Source organism: Phycobacter sedimenti, assembly GCF_038148855.1.
GTDB lineage: Bacteria > Pseudomonadota > Alphaproteobacteria > Rhodobacterales > Rhodobacteraceae > Phycobacter > Phycobacter sedimenti.
Genome location: NZ_JBBVGR010000007.1, coordinates 298949 through 318231, shown reverse-complemented (window position 1 = coordinate 318231; position 19283 = coordinate 298949). Strand labels below are relative to the sequence as shown.

Below are 19283 nucleotides of genomic sequence, written 5' to 3'. Positions count from 1 at the left end.
ATCCTTTGGGCTGCGGGAACCCACCACTACGGCATTCAGTTCAGCGCGAAACAGCCCGTGGTTTCCTGCGCGCGCAGTGGCTGATACCTCTCCCTTGGCTCGTTTTCGAGCACCGGTGTTTTCACCCAGAGATGCAGGGTGCATGTCTGCAATGCCGGATGCGGGCGGCTCGGCCGCGGAAGAAGGCTTCAAGAAAGTTGGAAAGCATGCGTCGATTGGGAGAGGCAATGTGCCTAAGAGACCTGACCCCATGTGTGTGGTTACGCCTCTGCCAGCCGTCATTGGCTGAGGCGTAACCAAACCAGCAGATTTGATGCGCGCGCAGATACCGTGGTAGAACTGTACTCGGAACGTGTTCGAAGGAAGAGTGGATCTGCAGGCTTGGTCCACTTCGGACCGCGAGATCCAGTTGCTCCGTTGCGGTGTTCGCGAGGCCGTGATTTGCCGGTCAGAAGGATGCGGCCATACCGAATGGCAGGTGCGATGAAGCTGCACTGCGGCTCTGGTCCCTTTGCAGATGGCATGTAAGGGCCGGGGTCGGTCAGAAGTGGCGCGTCACACGAAGGGCTTGGCGCTAATGAACGGAACACCAGGCCTGCAGAGCGCATTCTTCATTCCGGAGCCCAACCATAGGGGGCATGTGTAAAACACCCGCGAAGCATCGCGGGTGTTTCTGGTCACGCACTGGCGCGCTGGGCAAGGGGTAAATCATCCGGTTGCAACGCGGAGAGGTCCGAGGCGCCGCTGTCTCCGGCTTGGGGGCGCGTTGAGACTGCGAAGCCTGCCATCAACTGGGCCAGTTTCCCGGCATCATTGCTCAGCAGATGCCCCGCTGCCGTTGTTTCTTCGACCATGGCAGCGTTCTGCTGTGTGACCTGATCAAGTTGGGAAATCGCAATGTTCGCTTCTGCAAGTCCCGTTGCCTGTTCGCCGGTTGCATCGGCAATGTTGCTCACGAGGCCGGAGATATGCGTGACCCGCTCGGCAATGCTTTCCAGCGCCTGGCCGGCGCGGTCTACAAGATCTACGCCATTTTCGACCTGGGCAGAGCTTTTTGTGATCAATTCCTTGATTTCCCGGGCGGCATCGGTCGTGCGCTGGGACAGGCTGCGCACCTCTGATGCGACGACGGCGAAACCGCGTCCGGCATCACCCGCGCGGGCGGCCTCCACGCCGGCATTGAGGGCCAGAAGATTGGTCTGGAAGGCAATGTCGTCGATTACGCCGATGATCTGCGAGATTTGGCCGGAGCTTTCCTCGATGTCCTTCATCGCCTTGACCGTGCTCTTCACGACGTCACTGCTTTCGGAGGCTTCGGTGCGGGCATCCTGCGTGGTTGCGGCTGCGTCGCGCGCCCCATCTGCAGCGGATCGTACGCTCGCGGTCAGCTGTTCCAGCGCTGCGGCTGTCTGCTCCAGTGTCGCCGCCTGGCTTTCTGTGCGATGAGACAGATCATCCGCAGCCTGGCTGATTTCGGAAGAGCCGCTGCGGATGGATTCAGCCACGGCAACCACATCCACGACCGTGAGATTGAGGGTCTCGGCAGTTGTATTGAAATCCTCTTTGAGTTTCGCGTAGCCTTCGGTCAGCTCTTCTTCGATCCGATAGGCAAGATCGCCCCGCGCAAGGTGCTCAAGCCCTGTGCCGATTGCGGTTACTGCAGCAGTCTGCCTGGCCTGGTTTGCCGCTCTTTCTTCATCCGCGATGCGAGCCAGCTCTTCTTTTTCGACCAGACCATCCCGGAACACTTTCAGGGCCCCTGCGATACGCGCAATTTCGTCGCTGGCACGATCAAAACCGGTGACAGGGCTCATGTCGCCCTGCGACAACCTTTCTGTCGTCAGGCTGATCCTGTTGAGCGGTCGGGCGATCAGGAAATGGTTGAGCACCAGGGCGCAGAACACAAAGGCCGATCCTACCCAGCCCAGGGTCACGAGGTTGCGTTTAACTTCGGTCGAATCCTTGGCAATATCGATCGCCCGATCCGAAATGGCTTTCTGGCTCGCAAATCCCCGCAGCGACGCAAGGCCGGAAATCTCCAAGACTGCCCTGGCGGTGTCGTCAGCCGCCTGAGCTGCCGTGCCATCGGCCAGCAGGGACTGAATTCGGAAATGGGCAAGGCCGGCGTCCGGGTCAGCCATCGCGTCAATGCCATCCAAGCCGTTTGCAAGGACACCGTCGCCGAATTCCCGGTACCCGGTCAGGGCCATGGCTGCTGCTGAAAGCGCTTTCTGACTGACCTTTGCCTGCTCGACGGTATCCGCTGTTGCGATCTTGAGGGCCTCGATCTGGAACGTACCGAGCTTGGAATTGATTTCCAGAAGGGTGTTCATAAAGGCGACTTCATTGTCCAAGAGGCTCTGGACCGTATCGCGATTGTTGGTGCTTGCATCATCGGCTGCAATCGTCAGTTCAAACACCATGTCATCCACTGCAGAGGCCAGGGCCACGTCGGCGGACTGGCGCGCAGACAGCACTGCATTGCTGTCAACCCGCTGCGTTGTGCCAAAGGATGTGATCACCCCGTCCAGAGTGGACAGGACCGCGTCCAGATCCTCGACGATGGCAAGGCCGCTGTCCGTTCCGCTCAGAACGTCGATTGATCCGGTCAGCCGGTCCCGCGACGAAACGGCAAGATCCCGAAGGATCGATATCGTCGCGTCATCCCGCGTCGTGGCCAGCGCAAGGGCGACCCCTGAAATGAGGTTGATTTCAGACCGGATTTCCAGCAGCGACTGGAGTGCGGCGAACTTGTTCTCGACAAGATCGACCATGGTATCCTCGATCGATGTGATCGTGTCTTCGCCATTGATGGATATGTTGAAATACGCGTCATCCGCTGTTTCAAGCAAGACGCCTTGCAGACCGGCTGTCAGATCCTGCAGTTCCGTCGTCATTTCACCGAAACGCTCGGAGTTCTTGAAAACATCCTCTCGGGCCTGGATGGAGGTGCGCAGGGTTCCCTGAACCTGCCCAAGGACGGCCTCGAACTCTGTCTGAGCCTCCGGAGGCAAGGCTGTTATCGCATCCTGCAAAGCGGCCTGGGATTTGTCGACCTCGGATGCCGCCGCCGAAAGCTCTTCATCGTTCTGCGCCATCATGACGGTGATCATGGCATCCTTGGTTTTCGCCGCCGCCGCAATCAGCGCGTTGCTTTGTGCCAGCTTTGGCAGATCATCTGACGTCATCTCGGTCACGCTGATCGATACGCGATCAAAGGACTGATAGATCATATAGCCTGCTCCTCCGGCCGTTGCCGTCAAGGCAAGCAGAATGAAAGTGATTTTTCCACGAATGCTCGACAGGACGTTCAGGCGGCGAAAGACAGCGGACCCCAGCTTACGGATCATAATGGCACCTTTGCGAAGAAAACTTGCTACTGGTCCTGCCCGCAGTTCGGGCAGGAGTTTGGCTTGATTACTTGGAACGCATGAGGCGCGAATTAGGATCCGCCACCCGGAACGATGGGCTCGAAGCCACCGTCTGCAGTGATGCGGGTCAGGAAGACGTCATCCATACCCTGATTGTCATCCGCCCCATAAACCATTTTCACACCACCAAGATCCACGGTGGTCAGTCCGGACAGTGCCGCGAGGAAGCTCTCTCGGGTCACATCCTTGCCCGCAGCCTCCAACGCTTCAATGGCAAGGCGGCCCACGATGTAGCCCTCAAGCGATACGAAACCTGGCTTGGCTTCGGGGGCGACGGCTTTCAGAGCCTCGGCATACTGGGCCACAACCGGGATCGAGTTGTCCCATGGAAACGGAACGACCTGGCTGATGATAACGCCTTCGCCGGCATCCCCCAGTTCCTGTGCCAGGGCGTCTGATCCCACGAATGAGATGTTCACGAAGGTCGGATCAAACTTCATCTTGCGGGACAGCTTGATGAATTCAGCCACGGGCTTGTATGCGCCAACCATGACTACCGCGTCCGGCTTTGCCTTTCGGATCGACAGGAGGGCTTTCTTTACCGCTGTGGTGTTGCGGGTATAGGTGCCTTCGGCCGCAAGCGTCATGCCACGCTTTTCAAGGGCAGCCGTCACGCCTGCAAGGCCGACACGGCCAAAGCCATCGTCTTGATACAAAAGCGCGATTGAACTCATGCCCTGCTGATCGACCAGATATTCAATCCACGCCTCGGTTTCGGCAAAATATGTCGCGCGGACGTTGAAGATGTTGCCGTGGCTTGCATCCCGCAGAAACCCTGCGCCAGTGAAGGGGCCGACAAACGGCATATTCGCGGCGGTTGCGATCGGCTGCGTCGCAGAAGAGGTTGGCGTACCAACAGCCCCAATCAGACCGATATGGTTGTTTGCGTCGACGACCGACTGGACCAGGGTCGCAGAACGGTCAGGCTCGTAACCATCATCCATGCTGTCCAGCGTCAGGGTCCGGCCATGCACCCCCCCTGCGGCGTTGGCTTCTTCGAATGCGGCAGTGATCCCAAGGCGCATCCCTTGTCCAAGGGCGGCGGCGGGTCCTTCGAACGCCGCGACCTGTGCAAAGGTGACACTGTTCGCGGTAATTCCCTGCTCAGCTTGTGCCAGGCCGGGCAAGGCAAAAATCGTTGCGGCTGCAAGCATCGCTTTTCTGAATGACATACTGTTACTCCGTGACTCTACTGACGACTGTCGTGGCAGCCTGTTCCACGGATGTTTAGGACTTACTTACGAAGCTGTTTTTTTTGCTCACAGTTGTCTTAAAACTTTAAACATTGCCTGGCGGCGTCGTCGCGATCGTGACCGCTGGCAGGAGTGTTGCGACGGGGTGTCGGGTGTGGATCGGCGCCTCCAAGGTCGGTCAGTTCCGGTTTGTGGCGTCAAGTTGGGCACAGGTGCATTGCTGTCGGCTCAATACGGAAACCACGCTTTTTCCGCGTTTTCGGCGCCAGTCCTGACTGCGCCGAAGGCGTGTGCATCCGCACTGCAGTGGGGGATAGATCGATCCCCGTGTATCAGGCTGCGCTGGCTTTCTGTCGTCTTCGATCCCCTCGGTTTCTTCACAGATGGGGTTCGATGATCCGGCGCAGGTGCAGATTGGCGCGTAGACGGTTCCCGAGCAGGAAGAGCCCGCCGAATTTGCGTTGTAGATAGAGCACATCCATAGGTACAGACGGTGGGTGGTACCCGCCTTGCGCCAAGGCGATGCCCTCGGCGTTCAGGGCCCTGAGAAGGGTCTGATCGGTGAAGTCGAAATGATCCGCGCCCAGCGCCTCGAAAACGCGTGCCATCAGCGCAAGCAAGCGGGCATCGAACGCCCCACCTTCAGGCCCGGCTTGGATCATCCCCAAGGCAACGGCCGCATCCCGAAGCCCGCCAGCATCGCCGGACAGTCCGGCTCGTAGAAGATCGGCATAGCCATGCGTGACCGCGGGGGCGAGATCTCGCGCCGCGCCGAAATCCAGCAGCACGATACGCTTCGTGTCGGCGTCGTAAAGGTAATTGGCAAAGTTGGGATCGCTCTGCATTGCGCCAAACACAAAGACCTCGCGCAGGGTCAGGTCGATAAGTTCCGTCATGACGCGATCGCGGGTGGCGACATCCGTATCGGCCAGGGTTTCGATGGGTCGCCCGGCAATGAAGGACATGGCGAGGATGTGCGACGTGCTCAGGTCGGCATGGAATCGGGGCAGGGCAAAGCTGTCCGACCCGTCGAGCCACTCTGCAAATCGGTTCAGTTGCGCGCCTTCGCGGGCGTAATCCGTTTCCTCATGCAGCTGGCGGCGGGCCTCGGCGAGGTAAGGCGAAATGTCGAACCCCTTCGGCAGAAGGCCGGAGAGGCGCAGCAAGGCGCCAACATTAGTCACGTCGCTGTCGATGCTTTTGGCGACGCCGGGATATTGCACCTTGATTGCCAGATCCCGGCCGTCCTTCGTCCACGCCCGATGAACCTGACCGATACTGGCGGCCGCGATGGGGCGCACGTCGAACCGCCGGAACTGACGCCGCCAGCCCGGCCCCCATTCCCGCTCCAGCACCTGCCCGAGCTGTGACGGCGGCATGATATGCGCCTGATCCCGCAAACGGGCTAGGATCTGTGCCAGTTCGGGCGGCAGGATTTCTCCGGCATCCATGGACAAGAGCTGGCCGAGTTTCATGGCGGCACCGCGCATACGGGCCAGTTCGTCGGCCAATCGCCGGACGTTGCCCGGTGTCACCAGCAGGCCACGAAGATCAGGCCGGGTGCCGCGCGCCATGCCGCCGATAGCCTGAAGCGCTGCGCCACCCGCGATCCCCGCCGTCAGGCTGCCGAGGCGCACAAGACGGCTGACCCGGCCAGCGGGTACCTTGATCGGTTGCGGTGAATGCGGATCATTCCTTGGGGTCGAGGGCCTTTGGTTTGGAGGTATATCCCGGCCTGCTTGATCGGTCATGCGAGGCCTGCTTTGTGCAGGATCTCGGGCAGGCGTTTCTTGACCTTGAAGAAGCCTGCCGTTGCATGCGGCCAGACCAGGGCATCCCACTCGCGCTGACACTCTGCAACCGCAATCCCACGCCCGCGCAGCACGGGCCGGGCGCGCGCCATCCAGTCGCCCAGCGGCCCGACCGGCACATAGGGCATGACGATCTGGCGCGCGCCTGCCGACTGAGCCCACTGGGCAAGGCTTTCGGGCTCTTGGGCTGTAAGCGCCGCGGTGGCAAGCCCCGCCCGCGCAGCGGTATCTTCCAGCGCGCCGTCCTCAAAGGCGGCGACGGCGGCGGAAACCGGGCGCGAAGACCGCAAACCGCTTGCCCGAAACCGTGCCGCTACCCGGATGTCGAGCGGTACGATATCAGCGGGCCCAATCGAGCAGTCCTCCTCGGTCAACAGGAGTGCGGTCGGCACGCCCGCCTGCGGCGCGAGGACGGGGCGCAGCGGCTGCACCTCGGGCAGACCGTCCGGCTCCTCATGCATCAACCCGACCACGTCTGCCGCCAACTCGTTCTCACGCGGGGCAAACCGCCCGCCGCTAAATTGGGCGATGTTCGAGGCCCGCGCCTCGTAGGGTTTTCCACGCGTGTGCAGCCCCGCGACCCAGCGCCACGAACAGGTGTTCGACGCAGGATCGCCATCCAGCAGATGCCGCAAGAAGAAATCCGCGCCCAGCCGCCACGGCAGCTTAAGGGTGAAGATCCAGATCGAGGCAAACCACATTCGTGCGTGATTGTGCAGGTATCCCGTGCGCGTCAGCTCATGGGCCCAGGCGTCGAAACAGGCAAGGCCGGTTTCGCCGGCCTCGGCGGCGTTGACGCGCGCGGTCAGGGCGGGATCCTGCCGCAGGGCGGCGAGATCGGCGTTCAGCCCGGTGACAAAGGCGGTCCAGGTCTGCGGGCGCCGTTCCAGCCAGCCTTTGAAGTATCCGCGCCACAGGACTTCCTGAATGAATTTCTCGCCCGCCTCGGGGCCATGGACGGCCAGCGCCGCGGCAATCACTTCCGGCTCGGTCAAGAGGCGGCGACGCAGATAGGGCGACAGCCGAGATACGGCGTCATGCCGCCCCGGTCCGCAATCATGGTTGCGCTGGGCGGCATAACCGATGCCCATACGCGGCTGAAACGTTTCCAATCGCTGCACACCAGCGCTGCGGGTCGCAGGGCCGAAATCTGGGTCGCTCTCTTTCATGCCGCTAAGATGTTCTGCGCCGGGGACGTGTCAATGGCGTGCGCTGCCAAAACGCGGGGCTACCCCGGCGAGGTACCAGATGAAGGCGCGAGCAACCCTTTGCCACCATTGAGCCGGAGCCGATCAGAGGGGCCATCTCCGAGCGCCTTGTGCCCAGTCTCCCGCAATCTCCTTTCATAAGAAACCGGTCAAAAGCTGCGGGCAGTGGCGCCCTCGCAGCCAGCATCGCGTGACCTTGCGGTTCAGATGTTTTGTCTTTATCAGCCACCAAACCGGTCGCAGCCTACCCGGTCATCAAAACAAGGGTCAAAAAATGAAAACTCTGGTCATCTGCTCGGGCGGGCTCGATTCCGTGTCCCTCGCCCATCTTGTCGCCGCGGAACATGAGCTCACGCGGCTGGTCTCCTTCGATTACGGCCAACGCCACAGCAAGGAACTCGATTTCGCCGCCGCCGCCGCGCAGCGCCTCGGTGTGCCGCATCATCTGATAGACATGCGCACCATCGGGGCCGCGCTGACCGGATCGGCGCTGACCGACGATATCGATGTACCCGACGGGCACTACGCCGAAGAGACGATGCGCATCACTGTGGTGCCGAACCGCAATGCAATCATGCTGGCCGTAGGGTTCGGCGTGGCCGCGGCCAATGGCGATGCGGCTGTGGCGACGGCCGTGCATGGCGGCGATCACTTCATCTATCCCGATTGCCGCCCGGCCTTCACGCAGGCCTTCGAAGCGATGCAGCGCATGGCCCTTGACGGCTATGCCGACGTGCGGCTTTACACGCCCTTCGTGGAGCGGACCAAGGCCGACATCGTGGTCGAGGGCGCCAAGTACGACACGCCCTTTGCGCAGACATGGTCCTGTTACAAGGGCGGCGAGGTGCATTGCGGGCGCTGCGGCACCTGCGTGGAGCGGCGCGAGGCCTTCCACCTTGCCGGGGTCGAAGACCCGACCATCTATGCTGATCCCGATTACTGGGTCGCAGCGGTGGCCGAAAAGGAGGCGCGCTGATGTTCCGTATCCGCAAGGAGTTCCATTTCTCCGCGTCTCACCAGCTCACTCATCTCCCGGCAGATCACCAATGTGCCCGGCTGCACGGGCACAATTACATCGTCGTGGTCGAACTTGCTGCGGAGACGCTCGACGCGGACGGCTTCGTGCGCGACTACCACGACCTCAAGCCGCTCAAGACCTATATCGACGAGACCTTCGATCACCGGCATCTGAACGACGTGATGGACGTTCCGTCGACCGCCGAGCATATGGCAAAGCACTTCTACGACTGGTGCAAGTCCCGTTGGCCCGAGACCTGCGCCGTTCTGGTCAGCGAGACGCCCAAGACCTGGGCCGAATACCGACCATGACGCGCCTGCGCATAGCCGAGATTTTCGGCCCCACGATCCAAGGTGAAGGCGCGCTGATCGGCGAGCCCACGCTTTTTGTGCGCGCAGGCGGATGCGACTACCGATGCACGTGGTGCGACAGCATGCACGCGGTGGACAGCGCCTATCGTCACGATTGGGCCCCGATGACCCCCGAGGCGGTCTGGGCAGAGCTGAGCGGTCTCTCCGGGGACCAGCCCATGATGATCTCGCTCAGCGGTGGCAACCCTGCGATTCAGGATTTCGCGCCACTCATCGCCCTTGGACGGGCGGCGGGATACCGTTTTGCCTGCGAAACGCAGGGGTCGGTCCCGCAACCCTGGTTTGCCGATCTCGATACGCTGGTCCTGTCGCCCAAGCCGCCCTCAAGCGGGGAGCAGGTGGACTGGAACAGCTTCGCCGATTGCGTGGAGGCCGGTCGTGAGGCCCGCAGCACAGCGATGAAGATCGTCATTTTCGACCGCGCTGATTACGACTGGGCCAAGACGGCCCATGCCCGCCACCCCGATCTGCCGCTCTACCTGCAGCCCGGCAATCCCGAGGTCGACCCGGAGATCTCGGTCGACCCGCAAGCCCTTGCGGACCGGCTTGGCTGGCTGTGCGACACCGCAATGGCGGACCGCTGGTTCGCGCCCCGCATCTTGCCGCAACTGCATGTCCTGATCTGGGGCAACAAGCGCGGCGTCTGATCCCCCGGAGACCGTTATGACCGACACGATCTACAGCAATCTGAAGCAACTCGGCGGGGCCACCCGCATCCCCGCATCCCCTGAAGAGGCCGAACTTGAACGGGTCGCCAACCCGCAGGCCGATATCAGCTACAACGTGCGCTTCACCGCGCCGGAATTCACCTCGCTTTGCCCGATGACCGGGCAGCCCGACTTTGCGCATCTGGTCATCGACTACGTGCCGGGGCAGTGGCTGGTGGAATCGAAATCTCTGAAGCTCTACCTGACGTCCTTCCGCAATCACGGCGCCTTCCACGAGGATTGCACCATATCGATCGCGCGTCGGCTGGTCGATTTCCTCGACCCGCAATGGCTGCGGATCGGTGGCTACTGGTATCCGCGTGGCGGTATCCCGATCGACGTGTTCTGGCAGACCGGCCCTCTTCCTGAGGGCGTGTGGCTGCCTGACCAGGGTGTTCCTCCATATCGTGGACGGGGCTGACCTGGGCATAACTGGTGCTCCATGGCGTGACTTGCCCTAAGAGTTTGTAACGCGGTCCCGCGCGCATCTGCAATTCCGGCGCCGGACACGGGCGGGCCTCTGGGCGCAGCCCGATGCTGTCAGGGGCAGGTCAATGGTGTCGTCACATCCTCGCTCGGTCCGCATATTCGTGCAGAGCTTCCAGGCACTGATGGAGCGGCCGTAGTCATCGCGGATCGTACCAAGGTAAAAGCAGCCCCGCCCGGTAACCTTGAGGTAGGTGAAATCGGTCTGCCACATACCGTGGCCACATACCGTGGATGGCCGCGATTTTGTTGTGGAACTCACCCGCAGCTTTGATTGCCACATAGTCCGGCGCAGTGATCAGGTCATCGGCCTCTGGTATCCGGCTGGCCGATGTTTCAGAGATAAAGCACCGCTTCTCGTCGGTGTATTTGACTGTCAGTTTCCGTGTTGTCAGTGCTTGATGGTCCAGTGCAAATTCAATCAGATCGTCGCGCTTTTCCTGGGGTATGCGGTTCCAGACTGACTTTGGCCGGGGTGAGCGATCTGCCTCGGCATGAGGGCCGCCTTTGAGGTGGCAATCATACCAACGGTAGAACGTCGTGCGGGGAATGCCCAACAAATCAGGGGCTTCCTTGGTCGGCAGGTGCGATCCTTCGACGGTTCGGATGATCTCCAGCTTCTCATTTGCAGGGTACTCCTTCCTCGAACTCCCCAGCCGCTGTCGCCGATGACAACCCTCCTGTTGGAGAGGCGTGATGGGGATTGTCGTTCAGATCATCGAGCGCGCCGATGCCGAAGTGATCCGCCGCCCTGGTGCCGCGGGCGTGGCCGGGGGGGGCATTCGGCTGCGAAAGCTGCCACGTGCCGGGGGAATTCTCCGGCGCGTGGCAGGTCCTGATCAGCCCATGGAGTCCAGCAGGCCCTCGCCGGCGGACAGCTCGCACTGGCCGGGGTTTTCTTCGCGGTTGAGGATCTTCACCTCACCGTCTTCGACCAGCATGGCATAGCGCAAAGAGCGACCGATCAGCCCGGCGGGCGGTGCATCAAAGCGCATGCCGATCGCATCGGTGAAAGCGCTTTCGGCATCGGCCAGCATGGTGATCCCGGCTTCGGTCGCGCCGGTGGCATCGCCCCAGGCCTTCATCACGAAAGGATCATTGGCCGAAATGCAGATGATTTCGTCCACGCCCTTGGCGTCGAACTGGTCCTTAGTGCGGATGAAGCTGGGTACATGAGCCGAATGGCACGTGGGGGTAAAGGCACCCGGCACCGCAAAGATTGCGACCTTGCGGCCCTTGACCTTATCCGCCATCTGCACCGGCTCCGGCCCTTCGGCGCCCATCTGTACCATCGTGGCGTCCGGCAGTTTGTCTCCGACTGAAATCATCGCGCGTTCCTCTTCTGTCGTGATTGCGTTTTCCTTGGTCCCCCATATAGGGTCCGCAGTGAACGTGACCAGAACCGGGGCAGGAGGCAAGGGGAGACATGAGCCATATCGTGGTAATCGGAGCGGGGCAGGCGGGGGCCTCCCTGGTGGCAAAGCTGCGCAAGGAGGGGTTCGAGGGAGAAATCACCCTGATTGGCGCCGAGACTGCGCCGCCCTATCAGCGCCCGCCGCTGTCCAAGGCCTATCTCCTGGGGGAGATGGAAAAAGAGCGCCTGTTTCTGCGCCCCGAGAGTTTTTATGCCGAAAACAACATCACTTTGAAGCTTGGAGCGACCGTGACCGGCCTCGACCCGGTAGCCAAGACGGTTTCTTTGGGAGATGAGGTGATTGCCTATGACCAGTTGGCGCTGACAACAGGGTCTAACCCGCGCCGACTGCCTGACAGTATAGGCGGAAATCTTGATGGTGTCTTCGTCGTGCGCTGCCTTTCGGACGTGGACGCGATGGCGCCCCATGTGAGCGAAGGCAAGCGGGTGCTGATCGTGGGGGGCGGCTATATTGGGCTAGAGGCCGCAGCCGTCTGTGCAAAACGGGGCCTTTCCGTCACCTTGGTGGAAATGGCCGACCGGATCCTGCAGCGAGTCGCTGCATCTGAAACCTCCGACTATTTCCGCGCCTTGCATCAGGGACATGGCGTGGACATCCGCGAAGGAACGGGTCTTGAGCGGCTCGAAGGGGAGGATGGCAAGGTCACGCGGGCGGTTCTGTCCGGGGGCGAGACCCTGGAGGTGGATTTCGTGGTCGTTGGTGTCGGCATTGCTCCGGCCACGGTGCTGGCTGAACAGGCCGGGTTGACGATCGAAAACGGCATTTGGGTCGATGCACAGGGCCGTACCTCGGATCCGTCGATCTGGGCGGCGGGGGATTGTGCGTCCTTCCCCTACATGGGCGTCCGGATCCGTTTGGAGAGCGTGCCCAACGCTATTGATCAGGCCGAAATCGTTGCGCGGAACATGCTGGGTGCGGAAAAGGATTATGTGGCACAGCCCTGGTTCTGGTCCGATCAATACGATGTGAAACTGCAGATCGCCGGGCTGAACAGCGGCTATGACAACGTGGTCACCCGCCGGGGGGAGGGGCAGACCGTGTCCTTCTGGTACTACAAGGGCGATCAGCTGGTGGCTGTCGATGCGATGAACGATCCGCGCGCCTATATGGTCGGCAAGCGCCTGATCGATGCGGGAAAGAGTGCCGATAAATCCGTGGTAGCCGATCCCGAGGCTGATCTGAAGCCGCTCCTGAAGGCATGAGGATCATCGCGGGCGAGTTTCGTGGCCGCGCCCTGGCAGCGGTAGGCAAGGGGGATGCGGGCGCGCATTTGCGGCCTACAACGGACCGGGTGCGCGAAAGCCTGTTCAACGTGCTGATGCACACCGGCGCCATCGACGGCGCGCGGGTGCTGGATCTTTTTGCGGGCACTGGCGCGCTGGGGCTTGAGGCGCTGTCGCGCGGAGCGACATCGGTGACCTTTGTCGATGACGGGCGGGTGGCCCAAGGCCTGATCCGGAAGAATATCGCCATCTGCCGCGCCGAGGATCGCACGGTACTCGTGCGCCGCAATGCGCTGAAACTGGGCCAGAACCCGGACGCGCCCTATGATGTGGTCTTCCTTGATCCGCCCTATGGAAAGGGCCTGGGGGAAAAGGCGCTGGAGGTGGCCGAGGCCGGCGGCTGGATCGCCCCCGGGGCACTGATCATCTGGGAGGAAAACGCCCCCATGCAGCCGCCTCGGGGGTATGAGGCGCAGGACTGCCGCAAGTACGGAGATACCCATATCACCCTGATGTGGCGGGACGAGGCCGAGCTCTAGGGCCAGGATCCATTGATTTCCGCTTGGCGGCATGATTCACGGTTCGCAGAACAGGCGGTGATTATGTCTGGTCTGTTCTGGCCAAGCGACGAGCACACGGACCGCCTTGAGTGGCACTATGTTTATCAATCGCAATGGGTGGGGGGGCGCAAAGTGCATGGGCCCCGCTCAAGTGGGCTCATCAGGGACTTGGATGTAGCGGCGATGGAGTACGTTTTGCGAGAATATGGGCCCGGTATGTCGAAATCCTTCGAAGGCGCATAACCTATCGTCGTGTCCTCTGGTGCCGAGGCCCGCAAGGGCCTCCCATACATGGCCAGATCTGAAACTGGGTGTGACCGATGCTGGTGTCACGGAGGCTTCAGCACGGGCCCTGAGGACGGGCGCGACGATCAAAGCAGACGGTCAGATGGCGCTGACAGCGGGTTCTTTCTTCCCCAGCACAAGTCAGCCCCGAGCCCGCCGCAGATGTGGTCCAGAGTTCCCCCACTTGTGACGAAAAACATGGGACCGCCATCGTGGACGATAGTGCCCCGTTCTTACCGCGCGACGTTCAATTCCGGCTTCACTCAGCGACGCAGTCGGCAAAATACCTGATCTCGCCATTCTCCCCGACTTCCTGAACCAGACCGTGGATATCGGTCTCGAAGCCAGGGCATTCGCGGGCGAATTCGCGGTTAAACCGAAGGTAGTCCACGATCTCCTTGCTGAAGATCTCGCCCGGAACAAGAAGCGGGATACCGGGCGGATACGGGGTTATGAGGCTCGTCGTCACACGGCCTTCGAGCGCGTCGATCCCGACCCTGTCCGTTTTCCTTTGCGCGATGTGGGAAAAAGCCTCAAGCGGCGACATGGCCGGGCGGTGGTCGCCCAGGTAGATCTCGGTCGACAGCTTCGCCACGTCGTATTTCGCGTAGAGATTATGAACGTGCTGGGACAGGTCCTTGAGTCCCATGTGTTCGTACCGCGCCTGCTTGGCGCAGAATTCCGGCATGACCCGCCACAGCGGCTGGTTCCGGTCATAGTCGTCCTTGCATTGCTGGAGCGCAGCGACAAGCGTATTCCAGCGGCCCTTTGTGATGCCGATGGTGAACATGATGAAGAAACTGTAGAGACCGGTCTTTTCGACCACAACGCCGTGTTCAGTCAGGTATTTCGAGACGATCGAGGCCGGGATGCCGGTTTCTTCGAACCGACCGTCGATGTTCAGGCCCGGCGTGATGATCGTTGCCTTGATCGGGTCCAGCATGTTGAAATTGCGGGCCATGTCGCCGAAACCGTGCCAGGCGTCGTTGCCCGAGCTTTCGACGGCTTCGCTGTCGGTCTTTTTCAGTTCCCAGGCTTGTGCGCGACCGATCCCTTCGTCGGCCAGGTCGTCGGGCCCCCAGACCTGGAACCACCAGTCGTTGCCATATTCTTCGTCGACCTTGCGCATCGCACGCCGGAAATCGAGTGCCTCCATAAGGCTTTCCTCGACCAATGCCGTACCGCCCGGCGGTTCCATCATGGCCGCCGCGACATCGCAGCTGGCGATGATCGAGTATTGCGGGCTTGTCGAGGTGTGCATGAGATAGGATTCGTTGAAGAGATGCCGGTCGAGCTTGGCGTCCTGCGCATCCTGCACGAGAACGTGGCTGGCCTGGCTGATACCGGCCAGAAGCTTGTGGACCGACTGAGTGGCGTAGACCACCGAGGTTTTCGTGCGCCCGCGCTTGCGGCCCATTGCGTGGTAGGCGCCGTAGAACGGGTGGAAGGCCGCGTGCGGCAGCCAGGCTTCGTCGAAATGCAGCGTCTCGACATATCCGTCGAGCATCTCCTTCACCACTTCGGTGTTGTAGAGCACCCCGTCATAGGTCGATTGCGTGAGCGAGAGGATGCGCGGTTTTACGGTGTCGGGGTCGACCCCTTCCAGCAGCGGGTTTGCCCGGATCTTGGCCTTGATCGCCTCCGGCTCGAACTCCGATTTCTGGATCGGGCCGATGATCCCCCAATGGTTGCGCGTTGGCTTGAGAAAGATCGGGATCGCGCCCGTCATGATGATCGAATGCAGGATCGACTTGTGACAGTTGCGGTCCACGAGCACGACATCGCCCGGAGCGACGTTGTGGTGCCAGACCATCTTGTTCGAGGTCGAGGTGCCGTTGGTGACAAAAAAGCAGTGATCGGCGTTGAAGATCCGCGCGGCATTGCGCTCGGACGCGCCGATGGCGCCATTATGGTCGAGCAGCTGGCCCAGTTCCTCGACCGAGTTGCAGACATCGGCGCGCAGCATGTTCTCACCATAGAACTGGTGATACATCTGCCCGATGGGCGATTTCAGAAAGGCGACCCCGCCCGAATGCCCGGGGCAGTGCCACGAGTATGAACCGTCCTCGGCATAATCGAGCAGCGCCTTGAAGAACGGCGGCTGGATGTATTCGAGGTAGTTCTTCGCTTCGCGGATGATGTGGCGGGCGACGAATTCGGGCGTGTCCTCGAAGGCATGGATGAAACCGTGCAACTCGCGCAGAACATCGTTCGGCAGGTGCCGCGACGTCTTGGTCTCGCCATAGATGTAGATCGGGACATCTTCGTTCTTGTAGCGGACCTCCTCGATGAAGTTTCTGAGATTCACAACCGCCGGGTCGAGGTCGGGGCCTGGGCTGAACTCTTCATCGTCGATCGACAGGACAAATGCGGCCGCGCGGCTCTGTTGCTGGGCGAATTGCGACAGATCACCGTAACTCGTCGCGCCAAGCACCTCGAACCCTTCTGCTTCGATGGCCTGTGCAAGGGCTCGAATTCCAAAACCCGAAGTATTCTCTGATCTGAAATCCTCGTCGATGATGACAATGGGAAAGCAAAACTTCATCTGTCCGTCCTTGATGCGGCTTTCGAGTTCCATCTGTTCTCGAAACCTCGGGTAACGACGTCAAGTACCAAACGCACCACCAGGAGGTTTCATTGTCAACGGCCCGCTCGCCCCGCCTGCGGTGAAGCGGCCCTTCACATGAAAGATGGCTATTCCTATCGCCAGCAACCTCGCAAAGGGCTTGTACGGCAAGTTCAATGGGTTTTGGCGCTATCTGTTTGGTTCTAGGTATTCGCAGGCGACCCATGACAGTCGTTTGAGCTTCGGCCCGGAAGCCATCGTCCAGATGGTCCCAAGACCGGTCATGCACTAACAATCAAATTGGACCACTCAGGTGGGGCTGATCAGCATGTCGCGTTCAAACTGGCAAAAGAGGTAAAACGGACAGGGCCTGAGCGTTCCGAAAACTATTCCACTCTCCCGATACAAACAGGACCATTCACCTCACCATTTGGCGGACATGCCTCCTTAAGACCTGATTTTCTTCATTCCAGGATCGAACAAGGGCTTCAGAGAGGCCCTTGCCTTATAGCGCTTTGCGGCCACTTCGATCTCCCATTCGCCGTTCTCAACCAGGGTTGCGGTCAAGGGTTCGTCCAATTCGGCAAAACCAATCCCGACCGCTCCGCCCAGGCTGTGACCGTAGCCGCCCACCTGCAGATGCCCGACTTCGGCGTCGTTGAGGTAGATACACTCGTTCCCGTAAAGAAGGGGCTCGGGATCCTGCAGCAGGAACTGCAGCATCCGATTTTTCGGAACGCCTCGCGCCTTGATTTCTGCAAGCGCATCACGGCCGACAAACCCACCAGGCTTGTCGAGCTTGACCGCAAAGCCCAGCCCTGCCTCGATCGGATTGTCGGTATTGTCCACGTCCAGCCCGAAATCGCGATAGGCCTTTTCCAGACGCAGGGAATTAAGAGTCTGCATTCCCGCGTCGCGCAGGCCGAATTCCGCGCCGACCTCCTTCAGCAGATCATAGATCTGGACCGCTGCGTAGGATGGCACCTGAAGCTCCCAGCCGAGTTCGCCAACGAAGGTGACCCGCAGCGCTCTGACCACCCAGTATCCAACGTCGATGTCCTGGCAGGTCATGAAGGGGAAAGCTTCGTTCGACATGTCCGCGGTGGTCACCTTCTCCATCAGCAAGCGCGCTTTGGGGCCATGAATGTTGATCTGCGTGATGGCTGGGGTGAGGTCTGTGATGACGACGACCTCGCCCTCCCGAATATAACGCTGCATTCGCATCAGCGTATGGCCATGGCTGTTTTCGCCAACGACGACCATGAAACGGTCCCGTGCCAGACGGGTCACGGTCAGATCGGCCTCGAAGCCGCCCTTTTCATTGACCCAGGCGGTATAGACCAGCCGCCCCGGCTCCACGTCGACCTCGTTGCAGGACAGGCGACTCATCAGGGCAAGTGCATCGGGGCCTTCCACCTGGAATTTGGACATGGTCGACATGTCCATGATGATCACGTCCTCGCGGGCTGCACGATGCTCTTCGGCGTGCCAGTCGAACCAGTTCTGACGGAACCAGCTGTATTTCTCGATCTTTGCCTGCTCCGGTGTGGGCGCGAACCAGTCCGGCATTTCCCAGCCATGCCCTTCGGTGAAATAGGCGCCATTGGCCGCGAGCCGGTCATGCAGCACCGACCGTTTCAAGTCGCGGGCCGTTTGATAGCTTTCGTTGTGATAGTGCTGCCCGAACATTTTCCCCAGCAGTTCGGGGCCGCGATCCCGGCGGAAGGCAGGGGTGGACTCGTGGCGGGTGAAGCGGTTCACGTTGATGCCGGTGACATCGAGAGGGGGATGACCGTCAACGATCCAATGGGCCAGCACCTTGCCTGTGCCCGCTCCATTGAGGATCCCCAAAGAGTTCATTCCGCAGGCAACGAAACACTTGCGCAGCTCGGGGGTTTCTCCGACCAGCGGGGCCAGATCCGGGGTGAAGCTTTCCGGTCCGCAGAACAGTTTACGCACGCCAACATTCAAGGCATCCGGCACGCGGGAATAGGCCTTTTCCAGATGCGGGCCGACCCGGTCCCAGTCGGGTTCAATCTCTCCAAAGGAGAAATTCTCGGGGATGCCTTCCAGTTTCCACGGCGCCGCGCCCGGCTCGAACAGGCCCAGCATCAATCCTCCCACCTCTTCGCGGTAGTAGGTGTAGGTCGAGGGGTCTTCGAGCACGGGCAGGTCGCGGCTCAGACCTTCGATATTTTCGGTGATCAGATAGTAGTGCTCGGCCGCCTGTAGCGGAAGGTTGATCCCAGCTTTGGCCCCCAATTGGCGCGACCACATCCCACCGCAGATCACGACGTTTTCGGCCGTGATGGTTTGGCCATCAGCGGTTCGTACGCCAGTCGCTGTTCCGTTCTTGGCCAGGATTTCGGACACTGTGGTATCTTCGAAAACCCGGGCGCCGCCCATCCGGGCGCCTTTTGCCAGCGACATGGTCACGTCAACCGGGTTGGCACGGCCATCTTCCGGTATATAGAAACCCGCCAGCACATCGCTCATATCCCCGATTGGGAACAGATCGGCGGTTTCCTTCGGTGAGATTTCGTGAATGTTGATCCCGTGCCGACGCATGAAGGGGGCCAGGCGCCGCATCTCATGGACGCGTTCCTCGTTGTTGGCGATTTGCAGATAACCGACGTCGCGAAACCCCGTTGGTACACCGGTTTCCTTTTCCAGATTGGCATAGAGATCCCGTCCATGTGTGTAGATCTCGCATTCGGCCTCGGACGGCAGAAGGCCCGCCACGATCAACCCCGCTGCATGCCACGTGGTGCCTGATGTCAGTTTGTCGCGCTCCAGAACGACAACGTCGGACATGCCAAGCTTGGTCAGGTGATAGGCGGTGTTGCAGCCGATAGAGCCCCCCCCGACAATCACAGTCTGCGCATGCGTGGGAAGCTTCTGAGCCATCGGTATGTCCTTCCAGTGCGAATCCTCGATTTGATCAAATCCTACAATTGACCGCCTGAAGCAATCAAAATACTGATTGAA

At 60.7% G+C, this 19283-nt stretch carries 14 protein-coding genes; 6 read left to right on the top strand and 8 right to left on the bottom strand.

Annotated elements, in window-relative coordinates; translation table 11 throughout:
• Window positions 1-677 precede the first annotated feature (677 nt).
• From AADA15_RS14535 to AADA15_RS14520, 4 genes are all read right to left on the bottom strand, one after another.
• Window positions 678-3350 carry a methyl-accepting chemotaxis protein gene (locus AADA15_RS14535; RefSeq protein ID WP_341642269.1) on the bottom strand — a complete coding sequence of 891 codons (2673 nt, stop codon included), beginning with the start codon at window positions 3348-3350 and terminating at the stop codon, window positions 678-680.
• 92 nt (window positions 3351-3442) lie between these two features.
• A complete protein-coding gene (locus AADA15_RS14530) occupies window positions 3443-4603 on the bottom strand; it encodes an ABC transporter substrate-binding protein (protein WP_341642268.1) in 1161 nt (386 codons plus the stop codon).
• A 398-nt stretch (window positions 4604-5001) separates the two neighbouring features.
• Window positions 5002-6375: an ABC1 kinase family protein gene (locus AADA15_RS14525; RefSeq protein WP_341642267.1), complete on the bottom strand. Its 1374-nt coding sequence runs from the start codon at window positions 6373-6375 to the stop codon at window positions 5002-5004.
• Complete coding sequence (locus AADA15_RS14520; protein ID WP_341642266.1) at window positions 6372-7604, bottom strand: FAD-binding domain-containing protein; 1233 nt, start codon at window positions 7602-7604, stop codon at window positions 6372-6374. The genes AADA15_RS14525 and AADA15_RS14520 overlap by 4 nt, the downstream gene beginning before the upstream one ends.
• A 313-nt stretch (window positions 7605-7917) precedes the next feature.
• On the opposite strand from AADA15_RS14520, the gene queC reads away from it, so the two are divergent.
• Genes queC through queF form a run of 4 tightly spaced genes read left to right on the top strand, consistent with a single transcriptional unit; the run spans window position 7918 to window position 10160 of the window.
• Window positions 7918-8619 carry a 7-cyano-7-deazaguanine synthase QueC gene (gene queC / locus AADA15_RS14515; RefSeq protein WP_341642265.1) on the top strand — a complete coding sequence of 234 codons (702 nt, stop codon included), beginning with the start codon at window positions 7918-7920 and terminating at the stop codon, window positions 8617-8619.
• Entirely contained in the window at window positions 8619-8972 is a 354-nt protein-coding gene (gene queD / locus AADA15_RS14510; RefSeq protein WP_341642264.1) for a 6-carboxytetrahydropterin synthase QueD, read from the top strand. The genes queC and queD overlap by 1 nt, the downstream gene beginning before the upstream one ends.
• Complete coding sequence (gene queE, locus AADA15_RS14505) at window positions 8969-9679, top strand: 7-carboxy-7-deazaguanine synthase QueE (protein ID WP_341642263.1); 711 nt, start codon at window positions 8969-8971, stop codon at window positions 9677-9679. Before queD ends, queE begins: the two co-directional genes overlap by 4 nt.
• 16 nt (window positions 9680-9695) lie before the next feature.
• On the top strand, window positions 9696-10160 hold the full coding sequence (gene queF / locus AADA15_RS14500; RefSeq protein ID WP_341642262.1) for a preQ(1) synthase: 465 nt from the start codon (window positions 9696-9698) through the stop codon (window positions 10158-10160).
• Between the two features lie 205 nt (window positions 10161-10365).
• Here the strand turns inward: queF and AADA15_RS14495 are convergent, their stop codons facing one another.
• Window positions 10366-10785, bottom strand: a complete 420-nt coding sequence (locus AADA15_RS14495) for a hypothetical protein (RefSeq protein WP_341642261.1) — start codon at window positions 10783-10785, stop codon at window positions 10366-10368.
• A gap of 279 nt (window positions 10786-11064) precedes the next feature.
• Entirely contained in the window at window positions 11065-11553 is a 489-nt protein-coding gene (locus tag AADA15_RS14490) for a peroxiredoxin (protein ID WP_341642260.1), read from the bottom strand.
• Between the two features lie 98 nt (window positions 11554-11651).
• On the opposite strand from AADA15_RS14490, the gene AADA15_RS14485 reads away from it, so the two are divergent.
• Both AADA15_RS14485 and rsmD read left to right on the top strand, forming a co-directional pair.
• On the top strand, window positions 11652-12863 hold the full coding sequence (locus AADA15_RS14485) for an NAD(P)/FAD-dependent oxidoreductase (protein WP_341642259.1): 1212 nt from the start codon (window positions 11652-11654) through the stop codon (window positions 12861-12863).
• Entirely contained in the window at window positions 12860-13423 is a 564-nt protein-coding gene (gene rsmD, locus AADA15_RS14480) for a 16S rRNA (guanine(966)-N(2))-methyltransferase RsmD (RefSeq protein ID WP_341642258.1), read from the top strand. The genes AADA15_RS14485 and rsmD overlap by 4 nt, the downstream gene beginning before the upstream one ends.
• A 565-nt stretch (window positions 13424-13988) precedes the next feature.
• Here the strand turns inward: rsmD and AADA15_RS14475 are convergent.
• Entirely contained in the window at window positions 13989-16274 is a 2286-nt protein-coding gene (locus tag AADA15_RS14475; RefSeq protein WP_341642287.1) for an Orn/Lys/Arg family decarboxylase, read from the bottom strand.
• A gap of 468 nt (window positions 16275-16742) precedes the next feature.
• Complete coding sequence (locus AADA15_RS14470; protein WP_341642257.1) at window positions 16743-19202, bottom strand: GcvT family protein; 2460 nt, start codon at window positions 19200-19202, stop codon at window positions 16743-16745.
• Window positions 19203-19283 lie beyond the last annotated feature (81 nt).

What these genes read in the sequence shown, in the direction of transcription:
- AADA15_RS14485 (WP_341642259.1), top strand. Translation starts at nt 11,652, where the DNA reads ATGAGCCATATCGTGGTAATCGGAGCGGGGCAGGCGGGGGCCTCCCTG.
- AADA15_RS14520 (WP_341642266.1), bottom strand. Translation starts at nt 7,604, where the DNA reads ATGAAAGAGAGCGACCCAGATTTCGGCCCTGCGACCCGCAGCGCTGGT.
- AADA15_RS14470 (WP_341642257.1), bottom strand. Translation starts at nt 19,202, where the DNA reads ATGGCTCAGAAGCTTCCCACGCATGCGCAGACTGTGATTGTCGGGGGG.
- queF (WP_341642262.1), top strand. Translation starts at nt 9,696, where the DNA reads ATGACCGACACGATCTACAGCAATCTGAAGCAACTCGGCGGGGCCACC.
- AADA15_RS14475 (WP_341642287.1), bottom strand. Translation starts at nt 16,274, where the DNA reads ATGAAGTTTTGCTTTCCCATTGTCATCATCGACGAGGATTTCAGATCA.
- rsmD (WP_341642258.1), top strand. Translation starts at nt 12,860, where the DNA reads ATGAGGATCATCGCGGGCGAGTTTCGTGGCCGCGCCCTGGCAGCGGTA.
- AADA15_RS14535 (WP_341642269.1), bottom strand. Translation starts at nt 3,350, where the DNA reads ATGATCCGTAAGCTGGGGTCCGCTGTCTTTCGCCGCCTGAACGTCCTG.
- queD (WP_341642264.1), top strand. Translation starts at nt 8,619, where the DNA reads ATGTTCCGTATCCGCAAGGAGTTCCATTTCTCCGCGTCTCACCAGCTC.
- AADA15_RS14525 (WP_341642267.1), bottom strand. Translation starts at nt 6,375, where the DNA reads ATGACCGATCAAGCAGGCCGGGATATACCTCCAAACCAAAGGCCCTCG.
- AADA15_RS14490 (WP_341642260.1), bottom strand. Translation starts at nt 11,553, where the DNA reads ATGATTTCAGTCGGAGACAAACTGCCGGACGCCACGATGGTACAGATG.
- AADA15_RS14530 (WP_341642268.1), bottom strand. Translation starts at nt 4,603, where the DNA reads ATGTCATTCAGAAAAGCGATGCTTGCAGCCGCAACGATTTTTGCCTTG.
- queE (WP_341642263.1), top strand. Translation starts at nt 8,969, where the DNA reads ATGACGCGCCTGCGCATAGCCGAGATTTTCGGCCCCACGATCCAAGGT.
- queC (WP_341642265.1), top strand. Translation starts at nt 7,918, where the DNA reads ATGAAAACTCTGGTCATCTGCTCGGGCGGGCTCGATTCCGTGTCCCTC.